We start from the raw sequence: 18593 nt of genomic DNA, 5'->3' as shown, positions 1-18593 counted from the left end.
TTGGACACCAGCGCCATCGCTGGATCAGCGTGAAAGGAGGGGGAAATCATAGACAGCAAAGCGAAGTATAAGAAAAACAAAGGCAGCAGTTATATTCATAACAATGAGTTCGCAGAAGAAGTGATGGAGAAAAATGTAAGACACGAGGTGCGAAGAAGTCCTAGACGCTTTGGTAATAAATAGTCATAATATCGACAACTGCTCATTCACAAATGATTCTGAAGAAGCCTCCGTTTCCGTAAATTTGCGGAATGCGGGAGGCTTCTTTTTTAGGCTGCTTCACGGAGTGTCATGATCCCTTTGTAGATGTTATAAACAAAAACCCCGAGATAGACCACCACGAACAGCAGTACAAACCCGATAACCGAACCTGCATGATTGGCCGTTATAATAAAATACACTACTGGAATCGCCGCGATAATGGGGAAAATATGCGATAAGATGGCTTTCTTAGCATGTCCCTGAACATAATCATCCCGGACTGCAATCCACACAATAAGCGGCACCAGAAAAGGTGCGAAAAAAATGCTGAAATAACAAAGTGACGACAAAAGACCTCTCACGATCAATCCCTCCATTTTAACCAAGCTCTTTGTACATAATACCCCGTTAACGTCCAAATGATTCCTTTTTGCAGCCTGCTTTCTGATATAATAAAAAATGCTTTTGACAGTTGCCCAAAATGTGATATAATAATTAATGCACTGAATACATAATGTTTTATTGATTGTCATTTTGTCCCAGTAGCTCAGCTGGATAGAGCAACGGCCTTCTAAGCCGTCGGTCGGGGGTTCGAATCCCTCCTGGGACGTATAGCAAAATCTTCCTAATTGAGTATTAGGAAGATTTTTTGTGTCCCAGTGGGATGAGAACCCCTTGGGGGGCGTCGGAGCTAAGCATCGTTAGCATAAACTTCGCAGTCTCGACCGTAGGGAGAGTATCCCTCCTGGGACGTATAGCAAAAAGCTTCCTACATGTAGGAAGCTTTTTTTGTATCTCTGTCAGTCTCATTGAGGCTGGTTTTATACTGTCGCTTTTTCCTTATGAGCAAAAAATTGAGGTAGATGCTCTTTGTGTGCTTCCAGCATTTCATCCAGCACAGTTTGGGCGATATCCCCGCTAGGAACGAGCGGATTCAGGGTGAAGGCTTGCAGTGCTGTCGCATAGTCACCGGTGACCGCTGCCTCAATGGTTAGCTCTTCCATCGCCTTCATTACTTGCAGCAGACCGCGCTGCGCTGGCGGGAATTTGCCAAAGTTTACAGGTTCCGCACCATGCGCGCGAATGACACTGGTTACCTCGATGGCGCTATCATAAGGGACATCATCAATTGCACCATTATTGCGCGTACTGACCACCATCAACGTGCCTTTGTTGTTATAAATGGAATTAATGATCTCACAAGCAGCATCGCTGTAATGCGCACCGCCACGTTTGGATAATTCCTCTGGCTTGTAATCCAAATTCGGATCTTTATACAGTTCAAACAGACTTTCTTCCAGACGTTTGACCACTTGTCCCCGAGTTCCTTCGTTTTTGGCTTCCTCTAATTCTTCCTTAAGCATGTTCTCGGTCATGTAGTAATACCGATGGTAAGGACAAGGCAGCATTTTTAAGTGACGAACCTGATCATACAGGAAGCGCATGTTCTTAATATTTTCAACGACTTTCTCTGGTTTTGCGCCAGGCGAGTACAGTCCTTCGATGACTTGCTCTGTTAATTCTTCTCCGGTTTTGTCATAAACTTTGTGCCAATGAAGGTGGTTAATCCCTGCAAACTTAAAGAACAGTTCTTCTTCCGGTTTGTCCAGCACCGCTGATGCACTCTTGATCGCGCCGATGGGAACATTACATAATCCGATAACTTTATCCCACTGACCATAACGAAGCACCGCTTCAGTGACCATGCCCGCAGGGTTAGTAAAATTAATCAGCCATGCATTCGGACACAGTTCTTTCATATCTTCGACGATACTGAGAATAACAGGTATGGTGCGAAAAGCTTTGAACATGCCCCCGGCCCCATTGGTTTCCTGACCGATCATGCCGTGTTTTAAAGGGATGCTTTCATCTTTAATCCGGGCTTCTAGCAAGCCTACCCGAAATTGAGTCGTGACAAAATCGGCATCCTTCAACGCTTCCCGGCGATCCAGCGTCAAATGTACCTCACAATCAATGCCAGCGGCCTTCACCATCCGTTGAGCCATGGCTCCCACGATCTCCAGCTTTTCACGTCCTGCCTCAATATCTACCAGCCATAATTCCCGAATGGGAAGCTCTGCATAGCGTTTGATAAAGCCTTCTACTAATTCTGGTGTATAGCTGGAGCCTCCACCAATGGTTGCAATTTTTATGCCTTTTTTCATAGTTAGTGCCTCCTAAGTATGTTTTTTAAACCGTTTTCTTAAGCACAAGTTCACTGTAATCCCTGTAATGCATTACAGGTCAAGCGCTTTTAAAAAACTTAGTTAGGGAAGGTGACAACTATAGGACGAGACCATAAACACGCTTAACCCGAACATGCTAAAATAGAGAGAACGAGGTGAGAAATGTGGCGAATATTCATGAAATTGCAAAGCTGGCGGGCGTATCCTCGGCAACGGTGTCCCGTGTCATTAATAATCATCCATACGTAAGTGAACCGACAAGGCAGCGTGTGCAGGAGGTCATAGACCAGCTGGATTATGTTCCTAATTTGAATGCGGTTTCATTAAAAAAGGGTATGACCAAGCTCATAGGAATTATTTCGATTTCTTTTAATGATTCTTTGGGTTTATTTGTGCGTGGATTTACAACCTATGCTCAGGAGCATGGTTTTAATATAACGTTGTTTATTACGAATGGGGAAAAGGAACGGGAGCTTGAAGCACTGGAAATGTTGCGGAGAAAGCAACTGGACGCCTTGGTCTGTATGATTCGCGTCAATGAGTGGAGTGTGATTGAACACTACACCCAATATGGTCCAATTGTGACGTGGCAGCGTGTGAAGATTGAGGCAATCCCGTCTGTATTTATGGATCAGTATCAGGGGTACATGCTTGCGCTGGAGCATCTGTATGCCAGAGGCTATCGCAGCATTGTGAATGTGTATGGGAGTATGAGGGGACTCAATACGAAAGAACGCATACGGGCTTATCATGATTTTTGCCAAAAATATGATTTGAACGCCGATGCCTTCACTCATTTTTATGGTTTAAATTCAATCGAAGCGGGTGAACAAATTGCTCACTGGTGGGGTGAACAGCCCAACAAGCCTGATGCCTTCGCATGTTCTACCGATTGTTTGGCTGCAGGGCTGTTGACCGAAGCACGTAGGCTCGGTGTTTCTGTACCGAGTGAGGTTGCAGTGGTGGGCTTTGATAACACCGAAATTTCGCATTTGCTTGATTTAACCACCATCCATTACCCGATTGACAAGCAAGCGGAAAATGCATTCATCATGATTCGAAATGCCCTGGAGGGGCTTCATGAAGAATTACATCCTTTGGAATTCAAATTAGTAGAGCGAGCGACTACTTGATCTCCTGATTATTCCTTTTTATTCGGTGCAGTGCTGTTCAAGACACATAATTGAGGTGTTATTTTATGCAATATAGGTTAACTGATACTCACTTATATATACTTGAGAATTCTAGGGTTCTTTGCTTTGCCCGTCCAGCAAATGCTTATAAAGATATAGAAGAATTAATGGAAAATGGCACGCTCTATCATATTTCGATACCAGAAGATTTCGAATTTTTTGATCATAATAAAGCACTAACTCCGGGTGAGGGAGGCGACTTCTTTTTTGAAGAGTTCCTTAATCCAGTACTAAAATTAATAAATGAAAATAAAAAATAAGAAGGACTCCATAACAGCATAAATTCCCGAGGAGTCCTTTCTTTACACAATACTCTCATTCAAACGAATTCTCATAATTCCATTACGAAAATTAACGTCAAAAAATTAATGATTTAAAATAGGTATTTCTCCAAGCAGATTCTTTAAATTAATAGCATCCCATGGCATATGTTCTGTTATACCTAATCCAACTACATCGGTTTCTTCAGACAGTTCTTTAATCAAATGAAGCAGTTGAGGCATTTGCATTGTTCCCGCAGGAGAAAGGTTATAGGGGGCTTCAGGATTGGCAAATAATAAAGAACGGAAAGCCTTTGGGTCAAGTACGTCCAAATCAATGTGAATAGCTAGGTACTTAATGCCACTTTCTTTAATCCATTCTTTTATAGATAGCGTACTGTTCGTTAACTCTTGGGTTCCAGCAGTTCGAATCCCTAATCTTTGAATTACTTCAGCATCTGTTTCTATAGTAGTAACACCTAGTTTTTGAAATGTCTCTGAAAATCCTTTTGTCTCTTCTTCTGTAGGAGCTGCTAATCCAGCGATAAAGACATTTTCAGGCTTAAGAGGAATCTTTACGTGTTTTGCGAACTCCTCATCTCCTTCTCCCAACAGATTTCCGAGCGGTAATGTATGTCCATTATCATAGCCCACATATCTAACTAAATCACTATGAGCATCGATCCAAATTAACCCTAATTCGCCACGGTACCTTTCGTTTAAATAGGCGAATGGGGCTTGTTCCACCAAGCAGTCACCACCAAACATTACAATGCGATCTGGCTTATGAGCGTCAATGATATGTTGAGCAGCCTCTAATTGTTCAAGTAGCTGTTTTCTCCCATTCATACCGTTCTCGTTGTCAAGCGGAGTTCCATCATAAGCTTGAACCGGAACATGAATAAGGGGTTGATTATTGTCCGGAGCTAGCCAAGCCAGCAGCTCGGCTCCAAAAGAGTAGTTAGGATTGTTCCCTCCTTGCCATTGTGGCATTAACAGGCGTATTGTTTTAGTCATGTTTTCTCTCCTTTACTTCAAATTACGGTTAGTATAAACTGAACGCAAATAAAAACGTAGTACGCACTAATTTGATAGGTACTACCCGAAAGGATAGTGTAAATATGAGTATGGCTGAATATAAAGGTAAAGTTAAAAATATTGAGGATACACCTTTTGGTTATACAGTGTCAGTCATTGGGGGGAAATGGAAAATGGTTATTATTTATCTTCTGGCCGAAAACCAAGTGGTACGTTTTAATGATCTGAAAAGACAAATCGGAGCTATTACTTATAAAACATTGAGTTCACAGCTAAAAGAATTGGAAGCGGATGGTCTGGTATACCGGAAGGAGTATCCCCAAGTTCCGCCTAAAGTCGAGTACAGTCTCACAGAAAAAGCGGAAACACTATTGCCTGTTTTAGAAGGGTTATGTGAATGGGGAACGAAAAATCAATATAATTAAATATCATTTTCTAATTGCTTTCGAATGCTATACGAATATTAGAAAAGACGATTGACATATATTTATAGTTAATCAGGTATTCAACGAGCACGAGTGCACTGAGGATAGAAGCGCTTAAAAATCAGTATCTTTGGGGGATGTGATATTTTTGACTATGGCGATCATTTTATTTATAGCGAATATTCTACTTATTCTTGTTTCAATTGTGGGTATTGTTCTGCTTATAGGAATATTGTACAGGGGGTACACTTTGCTAGGATTACTTATTGCTGAGAAAAAGAACCAAGGAAATCAAGCTGTAAAAGATTAATTTTATGACAACACAGAGCCTCATTCCTACTTTATTAGTGAAAATGAGGCTCTTGCTTGAACAATAAAAGTGACTAGTGGGATAGAGGAAAGGACCTAGCATTTTATAGCTTTTGAGACATCCTTGAATGCTTGATGCTTAGCAACACCTTATGTTTTAATTCCGCTGCCGCAGCTCGAATTCGTTCTGCCTGCGTCACGGCCGAAATCACCGCTATACCATCGGCACCTGCACCTACCACTTCCTCCACACGCTCTATCGTAATGCCTCCGATCCCGACGATCGGTACATCAATTCTCGCCTTGCGCATCTCATGTAAAATGGCCGGGCCCTGGACGGCCTGAGCATCATCCTTCGAGATGGTAGGATAGATGGGTCCGACGCCGAGATAGTCTGCACCTTGCAGGATGGCTCTACGTGCTTCCTCAATGGTATGGGCGGAGACGCCAAGAATTCGGTTTCCGATTCGCGCGCGCACGGAATCAGCCGATTCATCGTCCTGACCGATATGGACGCCGTCGGCGTCGAGCTCAAGAGCCAGCTCTACATCGTCATTGACGATAAAGGGGATACCAGCATGGCGGCATAGATTTTGCAGCTGACGCGCAAGTTCAAACATAGGAACCCCTGTTAACGCGCCATGACCCTTTTCCCGGAACTGGATCATCGTTGTGCCGCCAGCCAGAGCCTCCTGCACGACCCGACTTGGTTCCGCAAGGCAGTTTACGCTTCCGACAACCAGATACATCTGCAAATGCTGGCGCATCATTTCAGGTGATATTCGGCCGCTCATTGAAGTATCTCCTGACGACGACGGTAGGCCCAATGATTAGTTGGACCATGTCCCTGTCCAAGATACAACGTATCCTCAATCGCCGCCTGAATGAAGGCTCTTCCATTCAAAATAGCTTCGGGTACAGACACACCTTTCCCTAATTCAGCAGTAATGGCTGCTGAGAACGTACATCCTGTTCCGTGTGTATGTACCGTCCGCACCCGTTTGCCGCCCAGCTCTGTAAAGGCTGTTCCGTCAAAGAGCAGATCGATGACCTGGTCGGTGTTTTCCTCCTCATCGTGGCCGCCCTTAATCACAACGAACTTGGGGCCCAGGCTGCTTATATGTCTCGCAGCTTCGCGGCGATCCTCCATCGTACGAATGCTTATCCCGGTTAAAGCCTCTGCTTCCGGGATATTTGGTGTGACGACCAGCGCCAAGGGGAGCAGGTCGTCGTTCAAAGCCTGCACCGCCTCCGGTTGCAGCAGCTTTGCGCCCCCCTTGGCAATCATTACAGGATCGACGACAACCTTTTCCCAGCCAAACCTTCGAATCTGCTCGGCTACAAGGCGGATGATGCCCGCATCAAACAGCATGCCAGTCTTCAGGGCGTCGACCCCAAGATCAGATCCTACAGCTTCGATCTGTTGCGCTGTTGCTTCCTGTGGTAGCGGATATACACCGTGAACGCCCAAGGTATTTTGTACCGTTATGGCCGTAATAGCTGACATGCCGTATACGCCAAGCTCCTGGAAAGTTTTAAGATCAGCTTGAATTCCGGCCCCGCCGCCGCTGTCTGAACCGGCAATCGTTAGCGCTCTCGGTATGTGCACGTTTCTCATCGCGTACCACCTGTTGTGGTTGTCCCGACTTCACGGATCGTGACATGTCCCTCCAGCGAACCAGTATGTAGTTTGGCGAGCTCGTCAAGAAAGGCAATCTGGAAGCTGCCTGGCCCCAGTTTTGCAGTATGCGCTGCGGCTCGGGAAGCTGCTGCACTGTAAAATGCCAAGCCCGCTGTACCTGCGAGTAGTAGATTGGGATCAACAGCTGCAAAGGCGCCCAATACGGAGGTTAGCAGGCAGCCTGTGCCGGTTACCTTCGTAAGCAGCGCGTCTCCACCGCTAATCATGCGTACTTCGACTCCATCGGTGATGACGTCCTCTTTTCCAGTGATGGCAACCATGGTGTGGAGTGTCCGCGCAGCCCGAACTGCCAGGTCGATATTACCGCTGTCAGCACTGTCGCCTGCATCGACCCCTTTAATCTCTCGGACTTCCCCGATAAGATGGGCAATTTCGGCTGCATTGCCTCGCACTAGTGAGATGTTAACCTCCTTTAGGATTCGCAGCGCCGACTCGGTTCTAAAACTGGTTGCTCCTGCACCGACTGGATCTAGTAGAACTGGAACACCATGCGTATTCGCTGATTGTCCAGCAATGATCATGGCATCCACCAGTTCGCGGTTCAGCGTACCGATATTTAATACGAGGGCGCCCGCTATTTTTGCCATATCCGCTACTTCCTCAGGTGCATAAGCCATCACCGGGGAAGCCCCCAGGGCGTATAGACCATTGGCTGTAAAGTTGGTGACCACCACATTGGTTATATTATGAACAAGGGGCTTGCTGTTTTGTACCTTTGTCAGGAGCTCCGAATAACTCTGTTCCCACATACTCATCATGTTTCTCCTCTCTCATCTATACTGATTATTCCAAGACCATAGCGTGCATCTGGACGGGCCATTGTTCCTGTGTATAAGCCATGTCCCAGAACATATATTCCAGCTGGCAGCTTAGCATAAAATGCTCAATCATCCGTTCTCGCTCGGCAGTCGAGGCGACTTCAGCCCAAGCATCCACACGCTCTCGATTCTTGGAAGTTACATCTTCAATCTGGTTTCCATAAAAGGAAATCCATTCATAGTACGGATGAGACTCATCCGGTTTTACCTCATCCATTAGCCTGCGTCCAATCTCAAGGTATGTCCATGGACAAGGCAGCAGCACGGCCATGATTTCCCCAAGGCTACCCTCATGAGCGACGGTTAGCATGTGGCGAATATAATGATGAGCGGACGGAGCGAGTGGATATCCCTGCATCTCTTCGTAAGTGACACCTGCGACAGTACAAAAATTTTGATGCGGATGAACCTCGCTGTTGAGAATAAAAGAGATCTGTTCGTTAAATACAGCCATATCCTCCCGGCTCGTGCTTTTGGAGATCGCGATGCCGTAAATCCGCATATAGGCGTTCAAATATTCAAAGTCTTGTTTTACATAGTGAATCAGCTGTTCTCTTGTTAAATTTCCCTCAGCAATACCTCTCACAAAGGGATGCTCATAAATGGCTTGAAAAATGCCATCCGCCTGCTGACGGAGCTCTTGCGAAAAACTCATTTTCCCCACCTCCAATAAAAATGGAGAACAAGAAGTCCCGTAAGATACAATTCCCGGAACAACGCCAAAAAGCCGCCCCGAAAACTGGAGCGGCTTCAACATAGGTTCAATGCACAAAAACGCCTGAAACCTTATATACGAAGGCTCCACTTTCCTACGCTAGTACGAACTAGATCAGGTTCAAAGGGTCCAAGATTCATTCTTGTCTCAGCCATAATGGCTCCCCTAGTGGACTTTCCTATTCTTTTGACTAATACTGTACAATCGTTCCTATGTTATGTCAAACTGCTCATGCCCGGTGAAGGATTAGTGAGGGTGATGGATTACATTTTCCACGGCTTTGACCTTTACATATTCCGGTTTCCACATCGCACCCCGAATGGCTTGTTCAATATCTGAAATGTGTGCCTGAGCTACCTGATCCTGAATTGCGGCCTTCGCTACCGCAACCGCAACCGCGTACGAAACATCACGTAATTTTCGGATATGGGGTAGCAGTGCACCACCCACTTCATTCGAATCTACGGCGTTGGCGACGGCATCCGCTGCTGCGGTAAACATAGAAGGGGTGATTCTTTTGGCTCTGACCACAATCGCGCCCAGACCCAGTCCCGGGAAAACAAAGGCATTGTTCGCCTGACCAATTTCAAATTTCGTACCGTTATAGGTAACGGGCTCGAAAGGACTTCCAGTAGCAATCAAGGCTTTGCCATCAGTCCACCGTATCAAATCCTCAGGTACCGCTTCAGCAAGGTTGGTAGGATTAGACATGGGCATAATGATTGGTCGTTCTACATGCTTTGCCATTTCCTTGATAATCTCTTCAGAAAAGGCACCAGCTACACCGGAAGTTCCAATCAAGATGGTGGGTTTAACCTGACGGATGACCTCCAGCAACGGTATTTTACCGTCTTCCGATCGGGACCACGAGCTGACTTCTTCCTTTTTACGCACATAGGGTTTCTGATAATCCAGTATATCGTTCATATCGTCTGTTAACAGTCCACGATAATCATAGGCCCAAAACGACTTGAATGAATCTTCCTCAGGAAGCCCTTCCTTGATCATAGCGCTCCGTATTTGGTCGGCGTTACCGATTCCTGCTGCCCCCGGACCAAAGACGAGTATTTTTTGTTCACGCAGCGGGGTTTGGGTGACACCTACCGCAGAAATAATCGCAGCCAGGGTTACTGCTCCCGTGCCCTGGATGTCATCATTAAAGGTGAGAATATTTTTACCGTATTTCCCTATAATATGGCGTGCATTCACGCTGCCTACATCCTCCCAATGCAAAAGCGCCTTCGGGAATTGTGTTAATGCTTTGCTGATAAAGGTATCAATAAATTGATTATAGGCTTCTCCGCGCACTCGTTTGTGGCGGTTTCCGATATACAGCGGATCATTTAGCAGCTTTTCATTATTCGTGCCGACATCCAGTACAATGGGCAGTACCCGCCCGGGGTGAATGCCTGCCGCAGCTGTATATACAGCGAGTTTGCCAATAGCAATGTTAATTCCCCCGACACCCCAGTCACCAATTCCCAAAATACTTTCCGAATCCGTCACGACGATCAGGTCAACATCCTCACTACTCAAGCCGGAATTAGAGAGCGCCTGTCCGATACCATTCGGATGATCTATCGATAAATATACGCCCCCCGGACGGTTGTACTCATGGCTGTATTCTTGAATGGCAGTTCCTACAGTTGGTGTGTAGACTACGGGCAGCATCTCACTCAAATGGTCGGTCAGCAGTCGATAGTAGAGTACGACATTCCGATTGTGAAGGTCGTTAAGCGAGGCATTTTTACGCAGCATGGTGGGTTGTGCCAGAAATTGCTGATATGCCCGAACACTCTGTTTCTCCAATGAAAGGACAGTGGGAGGAAGAATTCCTTCCAAGCCCAGTTCTTTGCGTTCTTCTTCTGTAAATGCCACACCTTTGTTCAAAAGAGGGTTTGCCAGCACATCCTTCCCTCGCAAGGGAGTAGATAATGACCCATCACGATTGACATAAAATGCTTCCATAGAAGGACCTTCTTTCTCATATTTCGATAATTATTCATGTGAAAAATGACATGTTATCCATAGTATGGACGTGCCAATTGGTTTTATTCATCTATTATGTCTATGACAAAATGACCATATGTGTATCTTTTTATTGATTCTATAGCACCGATTTTGAATTTGAATTCACCTTGTAATCTGTATGTTTGTAGTCCTAATGAATCAGGTCTAAATGCTCTGTTTTTATCAAATATGAAAATTAGTCTTTCTTCTCTTATATGCTTATATATCAAGGAATGTCAGCTATTTTGTTAAGAAAATATGAAGTATTTGGACATTAATTTAATCTTTCTAAGCAAACATTTTTAAATCTTTTTCAACAAAATAGAACTATTCGGGGGAAAAGGAGAGGTTTGTGTGCAGGGACCTATAGCCATTTTTAGTGATAACAACAGGGCTATTGATTATCCCAATGTGATTTGTTTTTACCAATATATACAGTGCGAGGACACGGAGACCGCTTCAGTCTACGAGGATGCATGTTGCTGCTTGATTGATTATAGGGAGCCGGGGCAAGCTGTGCGAAAAGCCAATCAAATCCGTAGCGAATTTCCGCAAATGCCATTGCTATTGGTCACGGATGTAACCGATCCGTTCAGTGATCAGCATATGGTGCAAATTATCGGAGTGGGCCGATTGCGTCTGCTATTTTGGCAAGCCAATGATACCGAAGAAATCCTTTCTGAAATACAAAGCTTGCTCTATCCCGAGTATTCGACCAGAAGCCAGCATGTTGCATTCATCTTGTCTGTATATAACGAAGAGAAGCGTTTTGTTCATGTCAAAACCTTTGCTGAGCGACTGCAAGCCTTTATCCGCAGCCATATTATAGAGGGTTCAATTTATCTCATTGATGATGGTAGCCACGATGGCACGAATGCCTTGATTAAAGCGCTGGGGGCCGCAACGGATTTGTCTGTAAACCGGATTAACCAGAATCTGAGTCCGCTGCTTCAAACCAGGGAATTGGGACGCAATACACGCAAGGCAGGGACGTATCTGGAAGGGATGCGGACCATTGGCGCGGATTACTATGTATTTGTGGATGCAGACGATTCCTTTTTCATAGAGGATATTGCCAGAATGATTAATGTTGTTCAGCAGGGCTACTATGACGTTGTGATCGGAACCAAAGATATGACCGCCGAGAATCGTTCTTTATTACGATCTATCGTCAGCTTTGGCAAACGGATCGTTTCCCGCCCCTTTCTACCAACAGGTGTGGTAGATTCCCAGACGGGGCTTAAAGTGATGAGTTCGGTTGCCGTGAAGCGGATGTTTCCACATTTGAAGGAACAACTCGGACTGGCGCTGGATCTGGAGATGATGTTTATTGCCAAGCGACTTCAACTCCGTGTGCTGCAATTACCCGTCAAATGCATTGACCGAGATGGCTCGCACATTCATGTCTGGAAGGATTCCATTCGTTTTTTGCGCTCGATCATTGAAATTTGGCGACTGGATCGGCGGGTGAGATAACCACGTGAACAACCGATTGCGTTCGTTGATGTTTCCTCTCTTTAATGTGCTGCTTAACGGATTTAATTTTTTCTTCCACATTGCAGCGAGCTGGTATCTGACCGGACAAGCCTATGGTCAGGCGAACGCGCTGTTGGCCCTTTTTGCACTGTTGTCCGTTTTGGGCTTATCCATCCAGCTATTAACCGCCAAACTGGTATCCAAGGGTGACAAGAACCTTCCACTACGCAGCTTACCGCTCGGTTCTCTATTACTAAAAGCACCTCTGGTGCTAACTGTGCTTGCCATGATCCTTTTACTCTTCCTTCATCCGTTGCTGCGCTCGCTATTGGGCGTCGAATCTGGCCCGCTATTCATGCTGTATGGCTTGATCGGACTGCATATTCTCGTGAGTTCATGCCGCGGAGATTTACAGGGTAGGGAACGCATGCTAGCGCTCAATGTGAATTATTACATTGAGGTCATAGGGAAACTGAGCCTGTTTTTTGTCCTGGCCGCACTAGGTTTAAAGCTGGAAGCTCTACTGTTGGCAAGTTGCGGAGGAATGCTGCTGTCGTTGCTTCACGGCTGGATCATTTCGGCCCGTGGCTTATCCATAACTACACACAGTGGAGAACGTATCCCTGCTGGGCTATGGAAGTCACTTGGTCAGGATTTTACCGATAGCCTTATGACGAATTTATTCATTCTGTTTTGTATCTCCATCGACATGTTGTATGTACAGCATTACTTTCCCGAGCAAGCCAGCGGCTATGCCATTGCACTGAAGTACAGCCAATTGGTCTATTACGTTTCCTACAGCCTGATTGCGGCCTTTATCCCCAAGATCGGTGCGCAGGGGCATGACCGTCAGACTTTGGGCAAGTTAATTGCCATCTATGCTGGGTTAATGGCTGTCGCTGCGCTGTGTGTATATGTGGGCACGACCTATATATTCCCATCGTCTATTCCCATATTATTTGGAGCTTCTTACCAGTCAGTGGAGGTCTATATTCCATGGGGAGGCTGGGTGTACTGGTTATTTTCCATCGTGATGTTTTTTGTGCATGTGCACGTATTGGTGGGCAGACGCAAATTTATATTTAGTCTGGTAGCAGGAGCAGCTGTTTTAGTAGCAGCCTTTCATATGGCTCACACAGACCCAGTTGATTTTTTGCTGTCAGAGTTGATTGTTTACGGGGCAATGTCTCTCTATTTTGTGATAGATGCCTATATATATTTGTTCAAAATAAAGATAAGGGGGGATTCACCCCATGACTACCATACTTGAACAGAACGGTAAAACCGTCGTTCTATTGCTTTCCTGGCGTGACATTCGTTCTCCGAAAAGCGGGGGAGCAGAAGTTTTTACCCATGAAATGCTGAAACGCACACAGCAAGACCGTTTTCAGTTCATTCATTTCTCGCCCCATTTTGAGGGGATGCCCGAGCATGAAGTGATTGACGGTATTACCTATATTCGCAAAGGAAACATATACAGTGTTATTTATTATGCGATGCGCTATTACCGTCGTCACCGGAAGCAGATAGACTACGTGATCAATCAGGCGAATACGCATCAGTTCTTTACCCGATTTTGGGTGGAGGCATCCAAGCGGATTTTTTTCATACATCAGCTAACAAGAGAAATATGGTATGAAAATACCCGCTTTCCGCTAAATATGATTGGATTTCATCTGGAGCCCCTGATGCTTAAGCTGGCACGGAAGGATCGGACGCTCACGGTATCCCCGTCTACCCGGTATGATCTGCTTAAGCTTGGTTTTCATCCGGATCGTGTTCACCTTTTACCAGAAGGCATTGAGTTTGATCATTGGCCACGTGAACACTTTTTAACGAAGGAGTCTAATCCGACCTTTATGTATGCAGGACGCTTCGTTAAATATAAAGGCATTGATCTAGTCGTTGAAGCCTTTGGGCAGCTCAAGGAAAAGTTCCCCCAGGCTATGTTATGGATTGCCGGAAAAACCGATAAAACCTATGTGGCAGAGCAATTATTGCCGATTATAGAGCGGTATGGATTGACATATGAAGAACCGGATGAACAGGGGCATTCGCAAGCTGATATTACCTTTTACGGATTTGTTTCACCAGAGCATAAGCTGGAGCTGATGAGTCGTGCCCATGCGCTCGTGTTTCCTTCCCTACGTGAAGGCTGGGGGTTGACGATTACCGAGGCGGCAGCCGTTGGAACACCCAGCATTGTCAGCAACTCCCCCGGTTTGGTGGACGCGACCGATTTCGGAAAAAGCGGCTATTTATGCTTTCACGGGGATATTCGGGGATTATCTGAGCAAATGGAAAGAGTGGCAAAGGGTGGCGAAGATTATATGGCCATCCGTGAGCGAGCATATCAATATGCGCTAAGATTCCATTTTGACCATACGGCTGCTGCGTTTGAGCAGTTGATGAAGGATTGGATAGAGGAGGCGGAACAGAGTGGACAAAGTGGTCATTCTCTTCTCCACGTACAACAATGAACGTACGATAGAGCCTTGTTTGCGGAGCTGTATGGGGCAAAATTATAAGGATCTGCATATTGTAATTGCTGATGATGGCTCCAATGACCGGACGGTTGAGACGATTTGTATGCTGTCAGCAGGAAGTTCGGTGCCCGTAACAGTACTAGAGCTTCCTCATGGAGAGCGGGGAGTTGCGAGGGTCAAGGCCGTTGAGGAAGCGAAACGCTTGGGGGCTGAATACATATTGGTAGTGGATTCCGATATGATTTTGGCCGAACATCTGATCCAGCAGAGTATCGACTTTTTTGACGACCATCAGGAAATCGGCGCCTTGGTTGTACCGGAGGAGGCATATTCGGAAGCCAAAAATTTTTTTTCCAAAGTGAAGGTTTTCGAGCGGAATGTCATTAACAACGCGGGAGAGACCTTGGGAAAACGCTCCATTGAAGCAGCACGCTTCTGGCGAATGAGCGCTTACGAATCCACAGGCGGCTTTAATGCGGAGCAGATTGCCTTTGAAGAAATACAGCCCACCTTGCGCTATATCGAATCTGGCGGAGTCATTCGCCGGGCCGTATTTACACGGGTATATCATGATGAAAAACAGGTATATCTGCAGGATGTATTACGTAAAAAAGCCTACTACTTTTCGGTGATGGATCGTACGATGTCATCTGAAGAGGGCGGATTGCGAAAGGCGCTGGAACGTTGGTACTTCTTTCGTCCGGTGTTGTATACATGGGGGAATGTAAAAAACTATATCCGCCATCCGCTACTTACGGCAGGGATGCTGTGGATGTATATCTGCCTGACTGTGATTGGGGTAGCCGCCGTGTTAAAGGGCGGCACCCGTCACTCAGGCGATCTCGCTAAGGCGGATAAGGCGTAAGGATGAATGCCCAAGGGTCAGCGTATCCAGCGAGTACAGGTCGGGATCAGAAGATTCCGACTCTGCATACGGTATATACAATGAATGCGGAGTTAACTGAATACCTCTACCATCGGGATGACGTAGTGAGCAGCCGACAGGATACAGCTCAGCAAGTGCAATGTGTACGGCAGTTACGATATCTTGATCATTTAGCAATACATACGGTCGGTACGGAGCATTCAAAATGCTGTCTATAAATGCCGATAGGTCAGAGGCTACGTTCTGATCTGCATGCAGGCTGTTTCGATTGAGCTTAGCCTGATCAAGCGCCTCATACAGTATCTTTTTTAGCGTGTTATCATCCAGTTCCAGCGGTTTCGTCAAAAAACGGAACACACCTACTTGATTAATGGCCGATAAAATGGACTGCGTATGCAGATGACCAGATAAAATGATGCGTACGATATGCGGATAATCCTTCTTAATCATACGAAGGAACGTAATTCCGTCCAAACCAGGCATAAGCAGATCGGAAACGACCACATCAATCGGGTGCTGTTTCAGCACTTGCAGGGCTTCCTTAGGTGTGTGAGCGGTATGTAGGGTGAAAGTTTCTTGCATCAATGTCCGTTCAAGCAGGGACAGCACCATAGGACTGTCATCAACAAATAGAATGTTTTGGGGTGTCATAAGAACTGCGCAACTCCAATCAGGAAGTAAGAAATGAGGAACTACATGTATAATATCAGCGTTTTGGCATTTTTAAAAGATGTCAATACAGAACGGGCGTTGCGTCTTTTTTGTGAACGATTTGATTCGGCTGAGCATGCGCTCTGGGAAAAAGGGATGCGTCTTTTTCACCAGTATCATGCTGCGTGGCATACAGGGGTGACCCTGGCTGTCTCCCGTGCACTCCAGCATATGGACGACCGACATGATATTTACGTTGTGGATCTGCGAGCATACGGCGAGGAAGAGCTGGATCGCCTATACATCGCTAAAACATGCGAGTTGATCCTGCTGACGGATGGGGCAACGGAAACCGCTGCGAGGTTTGCCGCCCTTCAGCGCCGCACCCCCCGGTTGCTGTGCGCGCGTCTACCGCTGGTCAGCTACGAGCTGGAATGCCTGATGCAAGCGATCTTGGGTCGTCTTGAACAAAATGGAGGGGATAGGGCATGAAACAATGGGCTTTGCTGAAACCAAGTTGGCAAAAGCTGATCCTGTACCTGATTGTTCTATGTGTGACCGTGTGCTTGGCTGCTGTGCTACAATGGTTTGTCATGCGGCAATTCAGCGGTCACTTGGCGGCAATTCAGAACGAGCAGCTCCAGTATGAGGTCCAGGAACTGTCTGGCAGCATAACAGAGCGTTATACCGCATGGCAGGCCGAACTTAAGGAGCTGTCGTCCAATCTGGGCAGAGAGATGCTGAATCAGAGAACACGTCAATATGCTGAGGGATTTAAGCGTGAGAGCGGGTCTTTTTATGTGCTGGATGAACAGTATCATGTGCTGGTCGGACGTGACAATCGTGAGATGAGGAGTGCAGTCCAACAGATTAAATGGCTGCAAAATGGTTGTGCAGTAAGCTCTTTTGTGACTAAGGACCATCAGCCAGCCCAGTACATAGCGTGCAGGATTCAAGGAGCGCAAACGGGCGGTTTTATGGTGCGCACGGTTGACGCTGAAATGCTCAGCGGAATTATTAAAAGTAAGCCGGTGAATCCGCACGAGATTTTATTGTATAACGATCAATTCAAAATCGTAGCTTCCCGCAATACTCCGGATATCAACCGGACGGACATCACAGGTGTAACCCGGAGGCTGCTGGAGGGCAATACAGGCATCGTTGAAGATCGTGGAGAGAAATACGGAATAGGATTCAGCCGCATTGGAGATGAGGCCCTTTACATATCGGTTAAGGATGTCAGTCAGGACACTGCTCAGCGAATCAGCTCCTTTCGCAAACAGTTGTGGATGGTGATGGCTTTAATACTTATGATTCTGTGGGTCATGCTCATCCAGTTCCGCAAACGGATTGTGAAAGATGCCATCGTGAACAATCAAGTGCGTGACCAGCGGCGGGATGAAGATATGCGACAGCAACAGGACACATATTATTTGCCGTTAATGCAGACGATTGAGCAACAGCTACAAGACCTGCAAGAACAGACTAGCCGTCTCACCGGCGGCGATGATTTAAAGCTGTTGGGGTTTTATCAAGATCTGGCCAACCGCTTTGAAGTGGCTTCCAGTCAGGGAAAAGGAGCATCTCATGAGGAATTGGAGTATTTCCGCGAGCTGAATGAAAATTTCATCCAGGGTCGTCTCAGACAGGAATCCTCACTAGGAGAGCTGCTGACAGGCGTCCGTAGCTTGCGTGATGAACTGGAAGAGAAAATGCATGATAATAGCGGAATCAGCTTCACGGATATGAATGAGGTATTGTCCGAATCGCTGAAATGGGCGAACCGTTCGCTGAATATGAAGCACATTCAAGTGACCTTGCGGCAAGAGCCAGTTCCATCGATTGCAGCACAAGCGCCCATGCTGTACAAAACGATTCAGGGGCTGCTGGAAAATGCTGTGCAGGCCATGAACCAAGACGGAGAGCAGCCGGAGGATCAGGTCCGGGGTCGGACAGGGCTGCGGTCCAAGCGGCAATCGCATATGCTTAAGATTAGCTCACGACTAGAAGAAACTGAAATTATGGTTATCATTGAAGACACAGGCGGCGGGATTGATGATAAGATGCGTTGGAGCTATTTCCAGCCGGACTATTCTCAAAACTCACAGGAGCATACGTTCAGCCTGTATCACATGGATGCATATCTGAAGACTATAGGTGGTCGCTTAAAGTTGCGTAATACCGATCAGGGCTTGCAGGCCATCGTTCATTTGAGAAGATAGACTCACAAGATAACC

At 46.2% G+C, this 18593-nt stretch carries 18 protein-coding genes, 1 tRNA gene and 1 riboswitch; of the genes, 10 read left to right on the top strand and 9 right to left on the bottom strand.

What is annotated here, in order from left to right; all coding sequences use genetic code 11:
- Positions 1 to 269 precede the first annotated feature (269 nt).
- Positions 270 to 563, bottom strand: coding sequence for a magnetosome magnetite crystal formation protein family (locus tag FKV70_RS25900; RefSeq protein WP_162305670.1), 294 nt, complete (start codon positions 561 to 563; stop codon positions 270 to 272).
- 174 nt (positions 564 to 737) lie between these two features.
- Here FKV70_RS25900 and FKV70_RS15195 point away from each other — a divergent pair.
- Positions 738 to 811, top strand: a tRNA-Arg gene (locus FKV70_RS15195).
- Positions 812 to 1022: 211 nt separating this feature from the next.
- On the opposite strand, the gene FKV70_RS15190 is transcribed toward FKV70_RS15195, so the two are convergent.
- The gene (locus FKV70_RS15190) at positions 1023 to 2366 is read right to left on the bottom strand and encodes a 6-phospho-beta-glucosidase (RefSeq protein WP_142613369.1); all 1344 of its coding nucleotides are present in this window, start codon (positions 2364 to 2366) and stop codon (positions 1023 to 1025) included.
- A 185-nt stretch (positions 2367 to 2551) separates the two neighbouring features.
- Between FKV70_RS15190 and FKV70_RS15185 the strand changes: the two genes are divergently transcribed.
- Positions 2552 to 3520, top strand: a complete 969-nt coding sequence (locus FKV70_RS15185) for a LacI family DNA-binding transcriptional regulator (RefSeq protein WP_142613368.1) — start codon at positions 2552 to 2554, stop codon at positions 3518 to 3520.
- A 65-nt stretch (positions 3521 to 3585) separates the two neighbouring features.
- A complete protein-coding gene (locus tag FKV70_RS15180; RefSeq protein WP_063209278.1) occupies positions 3586 to 3840 on the top strand; it encodes a hypothetical protein in 255 nt (84 codons plus the stop codon).
- Between the two features lie 105 nt (positions 3841 to 3945).
- Here the strand turns inward: FKV70_RS15180 and FKV70_RS15175 are convergent, their stop codons facing one another.
- Entirely contained in the window at positions 3946 to 4857 is a 912-nt protein-coding gene (locus FKV70_RS15175; protein ID WP_142613367.1) for an arginase family protein, read from the bottom strand.
- A gap of 104 nt (positions 4858 to 4961) precedes the next feature.
- Between FKV70_RS15175 and FKV70_RS15170 the strand changes: the two genes are divergently transcribed.
- Positions 4962 to 5303 carry a winged helix-turn-helix transcriptional regulator gene (locus FKV70_RS15170; RefSeq protein WP_142613366.1) on the top strand — a complete coding sequence of 114 codons (342 nt, stop codon included), beginning with the start codon at positions 4962 to 4964 and terminating at the stop codon, positions 5301 to 5303.
- A 413-nt stretch (positions 5304 to 5716) separates the two neighbouring features.
- Here the strand turns inward: FKV70_RS15170 and thiE are convergent, their stop codons facing one another.
- The 5 genes from thiE to FKV70_RS15145 all read right to left on the bottom strand — a co-directional run bounded on the left by thiE (position 5717) and on the right by FKV70_RS15145 (position 10815).
- Positions 5717 to 6406 (bottom strand): thiamine phosphate synthase, encoded by a 690-nt coding sequence (gene thiE / locus FKV70_RS15165; RefSeq protein ID WP_142613365.1) that lies wholly within the window; start codon positions 6404 to 6406, stop codon positions 5717 to 5719.
- Positions 6403 to 7230: a bifunctional hydroxymethylpyrimidine kinase/phosphomethylpyrimidine kinase gene (gene thiD, locus FKV70_RS15160; protein WP_142613364.1), complete on the bottom strand. Its 828-nt coding sequence runs from the start codon at positions 7228 to 7230 to the stop codon at positions 6403 to 6405. Before thiD ends, thiE begins: the two co-directional genes overlap by 4 nt.
- A complete protein-coding gene (gene thiM, locus FKV70_RS15155) occupies positions 7227 to 8072 on the bottom strand; it encodes a hydroxyethylthiazole kinase (RefSeq protein WP_142613363.1) in 846 nt (281 codons plus the stop codon). The genes thiD and thiM overlap by 4 nt, the downstream gene beginning before the upstream one ends.
- 25 nt (positions 8073 to 8097) lie before the next feature.
- On the bottom strand, positions 8098 to 8787 hold the full coding sequence (gene tenA, locus FKV70_RS15150; protein WP_142613362.1) for a thiaminase II: 690 nt from the start codon (positions 8785 to 8787) through the stop codon (positions 8098 to 8100).
- Between the two features lie 134 nt (positions 8788 to 8921).
- Positions 8922 to 9024, bottom strand: a riboswitch (TPP riboswitch).
- Positions 9025 to 9093: 69 nt separating this feature from the next.
- A complete protein-coding gene (locus FKV70_RS15145; RefSeq protein ID WP_142613361.1) occupies positions 9094 to 10815 on the bottom strand; it encodes an NAD-dependent malic enzyme in 1722 nt (573 codons plus the stop codon).
- 396 nt (positions 10816 to 11211) lie between these two features.
- On the opposite strand from FKV70_RS15145, the gene FKV70_RS15140 reads away from it, so the two are divergent.
- Genes FKV70_RS15140 through FKV70_RS15125 form a run of 4 tightly spaced genes read left to right on the top strand, consistent with a single transcriptional unit; the run spans position 11212 to position 15684 of the window.
- Complete coding sequence (locus FKV70_RS15140; RefSeq protein WP_142613360.1) at positions 11212 to 12333, top strand: glycosyltransferase family 2 protein; 1122 nt, start codon at positions 11212 to 11214, stop codon at positions 12331 to 12333.
- 4 nt (positions 12334 to 12337) lie between these two features.
- Positions 12338 to 13603 carry a polysaccharide biosynthesis protein gene (locus FKV70_RS15135; protein ID WP_142613359.1) on the top strand — a complete coding sequence of 422 codons (1266 nt, stop codon included), beginning with the start codon at positions 12338 to 12340 and terminating at the stop codon, positions 13601 to 13603.
- Positions 13587 to 14813 (top strand): glycosyltransferase family 4 protein, encoded by a 1227-nt coding sequence (locus FKV70_RS15130; protein WP_142613358.1) that lies wholly within the window; start codon positions 13587 to 13589, stop codon positions 14811 to 14813. Before FKV70_RS15135 ends, FKV70_RS15130 begins: the two co-directional genes overlap by 17 nt.
- Positions 14773 to 15684, top strand: a complete 912-nt coding sequence (locus tag FKV70_RS15125; RefSeq protein ID WP_142613357.1) for a glycosyltransferase family 2 protein — start codon at positions 14773 to 14775, stop codon at positions 15682 to 15684. The genes FKV70_RS15130 and FKV70_RS15125 overlap by 41 nt, the downstream gene beginning before the upstream one ends.
- Here the strand turns inward: FKV70_RS15125 and FKV70_RS15120 are convergent.
- On the bottom strand, positions 15652 to 16356 hold the full coding sequence (locus FKV70_RS15120; protein ID WP_142613356.1) for a response regulator: 705 nt from the start codon (positions 16354 to 16356) through the stop codon (positions 15652 to 15654). The two genes, FKV70_RS15125 and FKV70_RS15120, sit on opposite strands and share 33 nt — an antisense overlap.
- A 45-nt stretch (positions 16357 to 16401) precedes the next feature.
- On the opposite strand from FKV70_RS15120, the gene FKV70_RS15115 reads away from it, so the two are divergent.
- Together FKV70_RS15115 and FKV70_RS15110 are read left to right on the top strand one after the other, a co-directional pair.
- Positions 16402 to 16848 carry a hypothetical protein gene (locus tag FKV70_RS15115; RefSeq protein ID WP_063212190.1) on the top strand — a complete coding sequence of 149 codons (447 nt, stop codon included), beginning with the start codon at positions 16402 to 16404 and terminating at the stop codon, positions 16846 to 16848.
- Positions 16845 to 18578 (top strand): ATP-binding protein, encoded by a 1734-nt coding sequence (locus tag FKV70_RS15110; RefSeq protein ID WP_142613355.1) that lies wholly within the window; start codon positions 16845 to 16847, stop codon positions 18576 to 18578. Before FKV70_RS15115 ends, FKV70_RS15110 begins: the two co-directional genes overlap by 4 nt.
- The last annotated feature ends 15 nt before the right edge of the window (positions 18579 to 18593 follow it).

Source organism: Paenibacillus ottowii, from assembly GCF_006874425.1.
Classification (GTDB): Bacteria; Bacillota; Bacilli; order Paenibacillales; family Paenibacillaceae; genus Paenibacillus; species Paenibacillus ottowii.
The sequence above is the reverse complement of the archived record's forward strand: the minus strand, read 5'-3'. Positions and strand labels throughout refer to the sequence as shown.

Excerpts from the sequence above, each read along its gene's own strand:
- FKV70_RS15115 (WP_063212190.1), top strand. The coding sequence starts at position 16,402 with ATGTATAATATCAGCGTTTTGGCATTTTTAAAAGATGTCAATACAGAA.
- tenA (WP_142613362.1), bottom strand. The coding sequence starts at position 8,787 with ATGAGTTTTTCGCAAGAGCTCCGTCAGCAGGCGGATGGCATTTTTCAA.
- thiM (WP_142613363.1), bottom strand. The coding sequence starts at position 8,072 with ATGATGAGTATGTGGGAACAGAGTTATTCGGAGCTCCTGACAAAGGTA.
- thiE (WP_142613365.1), bottom strand. The coding sequence starts at position 6,406 with ATGAGCGGCCGAATATCACCTGAAATGATGCGCCAGCATTTGCAGATG.
- FKV70_RS15180 (WP_063209278.1), top strand. The coding sequence starts at position 3,586 with ATGCAATATAGGTTAACTGATACTCACTTATATATACTTGAGAATTCT.
- FKV70_RS15110 (WP_142613355.1), top strand. The coding sequence starts at position 16,845 with ATGAAACAATGGGCTTTGCTGAAACCAAGTTGGCAAAAGCTGATCCTG.
- FKV70_RS15170 (WP_142613366.1), top strand. The coding sequence starts at position 4,962 with ATGAGTATGGCTGAATATAAAGGTAAAGTTAAAAATATTGAGGATACA.
- FKV70_RS15175 (WP_142613367.1), bottom strand. The coding sequence starts at position 4,857 with ATGACTAAAACAATACGCCTGTTAATGCCACAATGGCAAGGAGGGAAC.
- FKV70_RS15120 (WP_142613356.1), bottom strand. The coding sequence starts at position 16,356 with ATGACACCCCAAAACATTCTATTTGTTGATGACAGTCCTATGGTGCTG.
- FKV70_RS15130 (WP_142613358.1), top strand. The coding sequence starts at position 13,587 with ATGACTACCATACTTGAACAGAACGGTAAAACCGTCGTTCTATTGCTT.
- FKV70_RS15145 (WP_142613361.1), bottom strand. The coding sequence starts at position 10,815 with ATGGAAGCATTTTATGTCAATCGTGATGGGTCATTATCTACTCCCTTG.
- FKV70_RS15190 (WP_142613369.1), bottom strand. The coding sequence starts at position 2,366 with ATGAAAAAAGGCATAAAAATTGCAACCATTGGTGGAGGCTCCAGCTAT.
- thiD (WP_142613364.1), bottom strand. The coding sequence starts at position 7,230 with ATGAGAAACGTGCACATACCGAGAGCGCTAACGATTGCCGGTTCAGAC.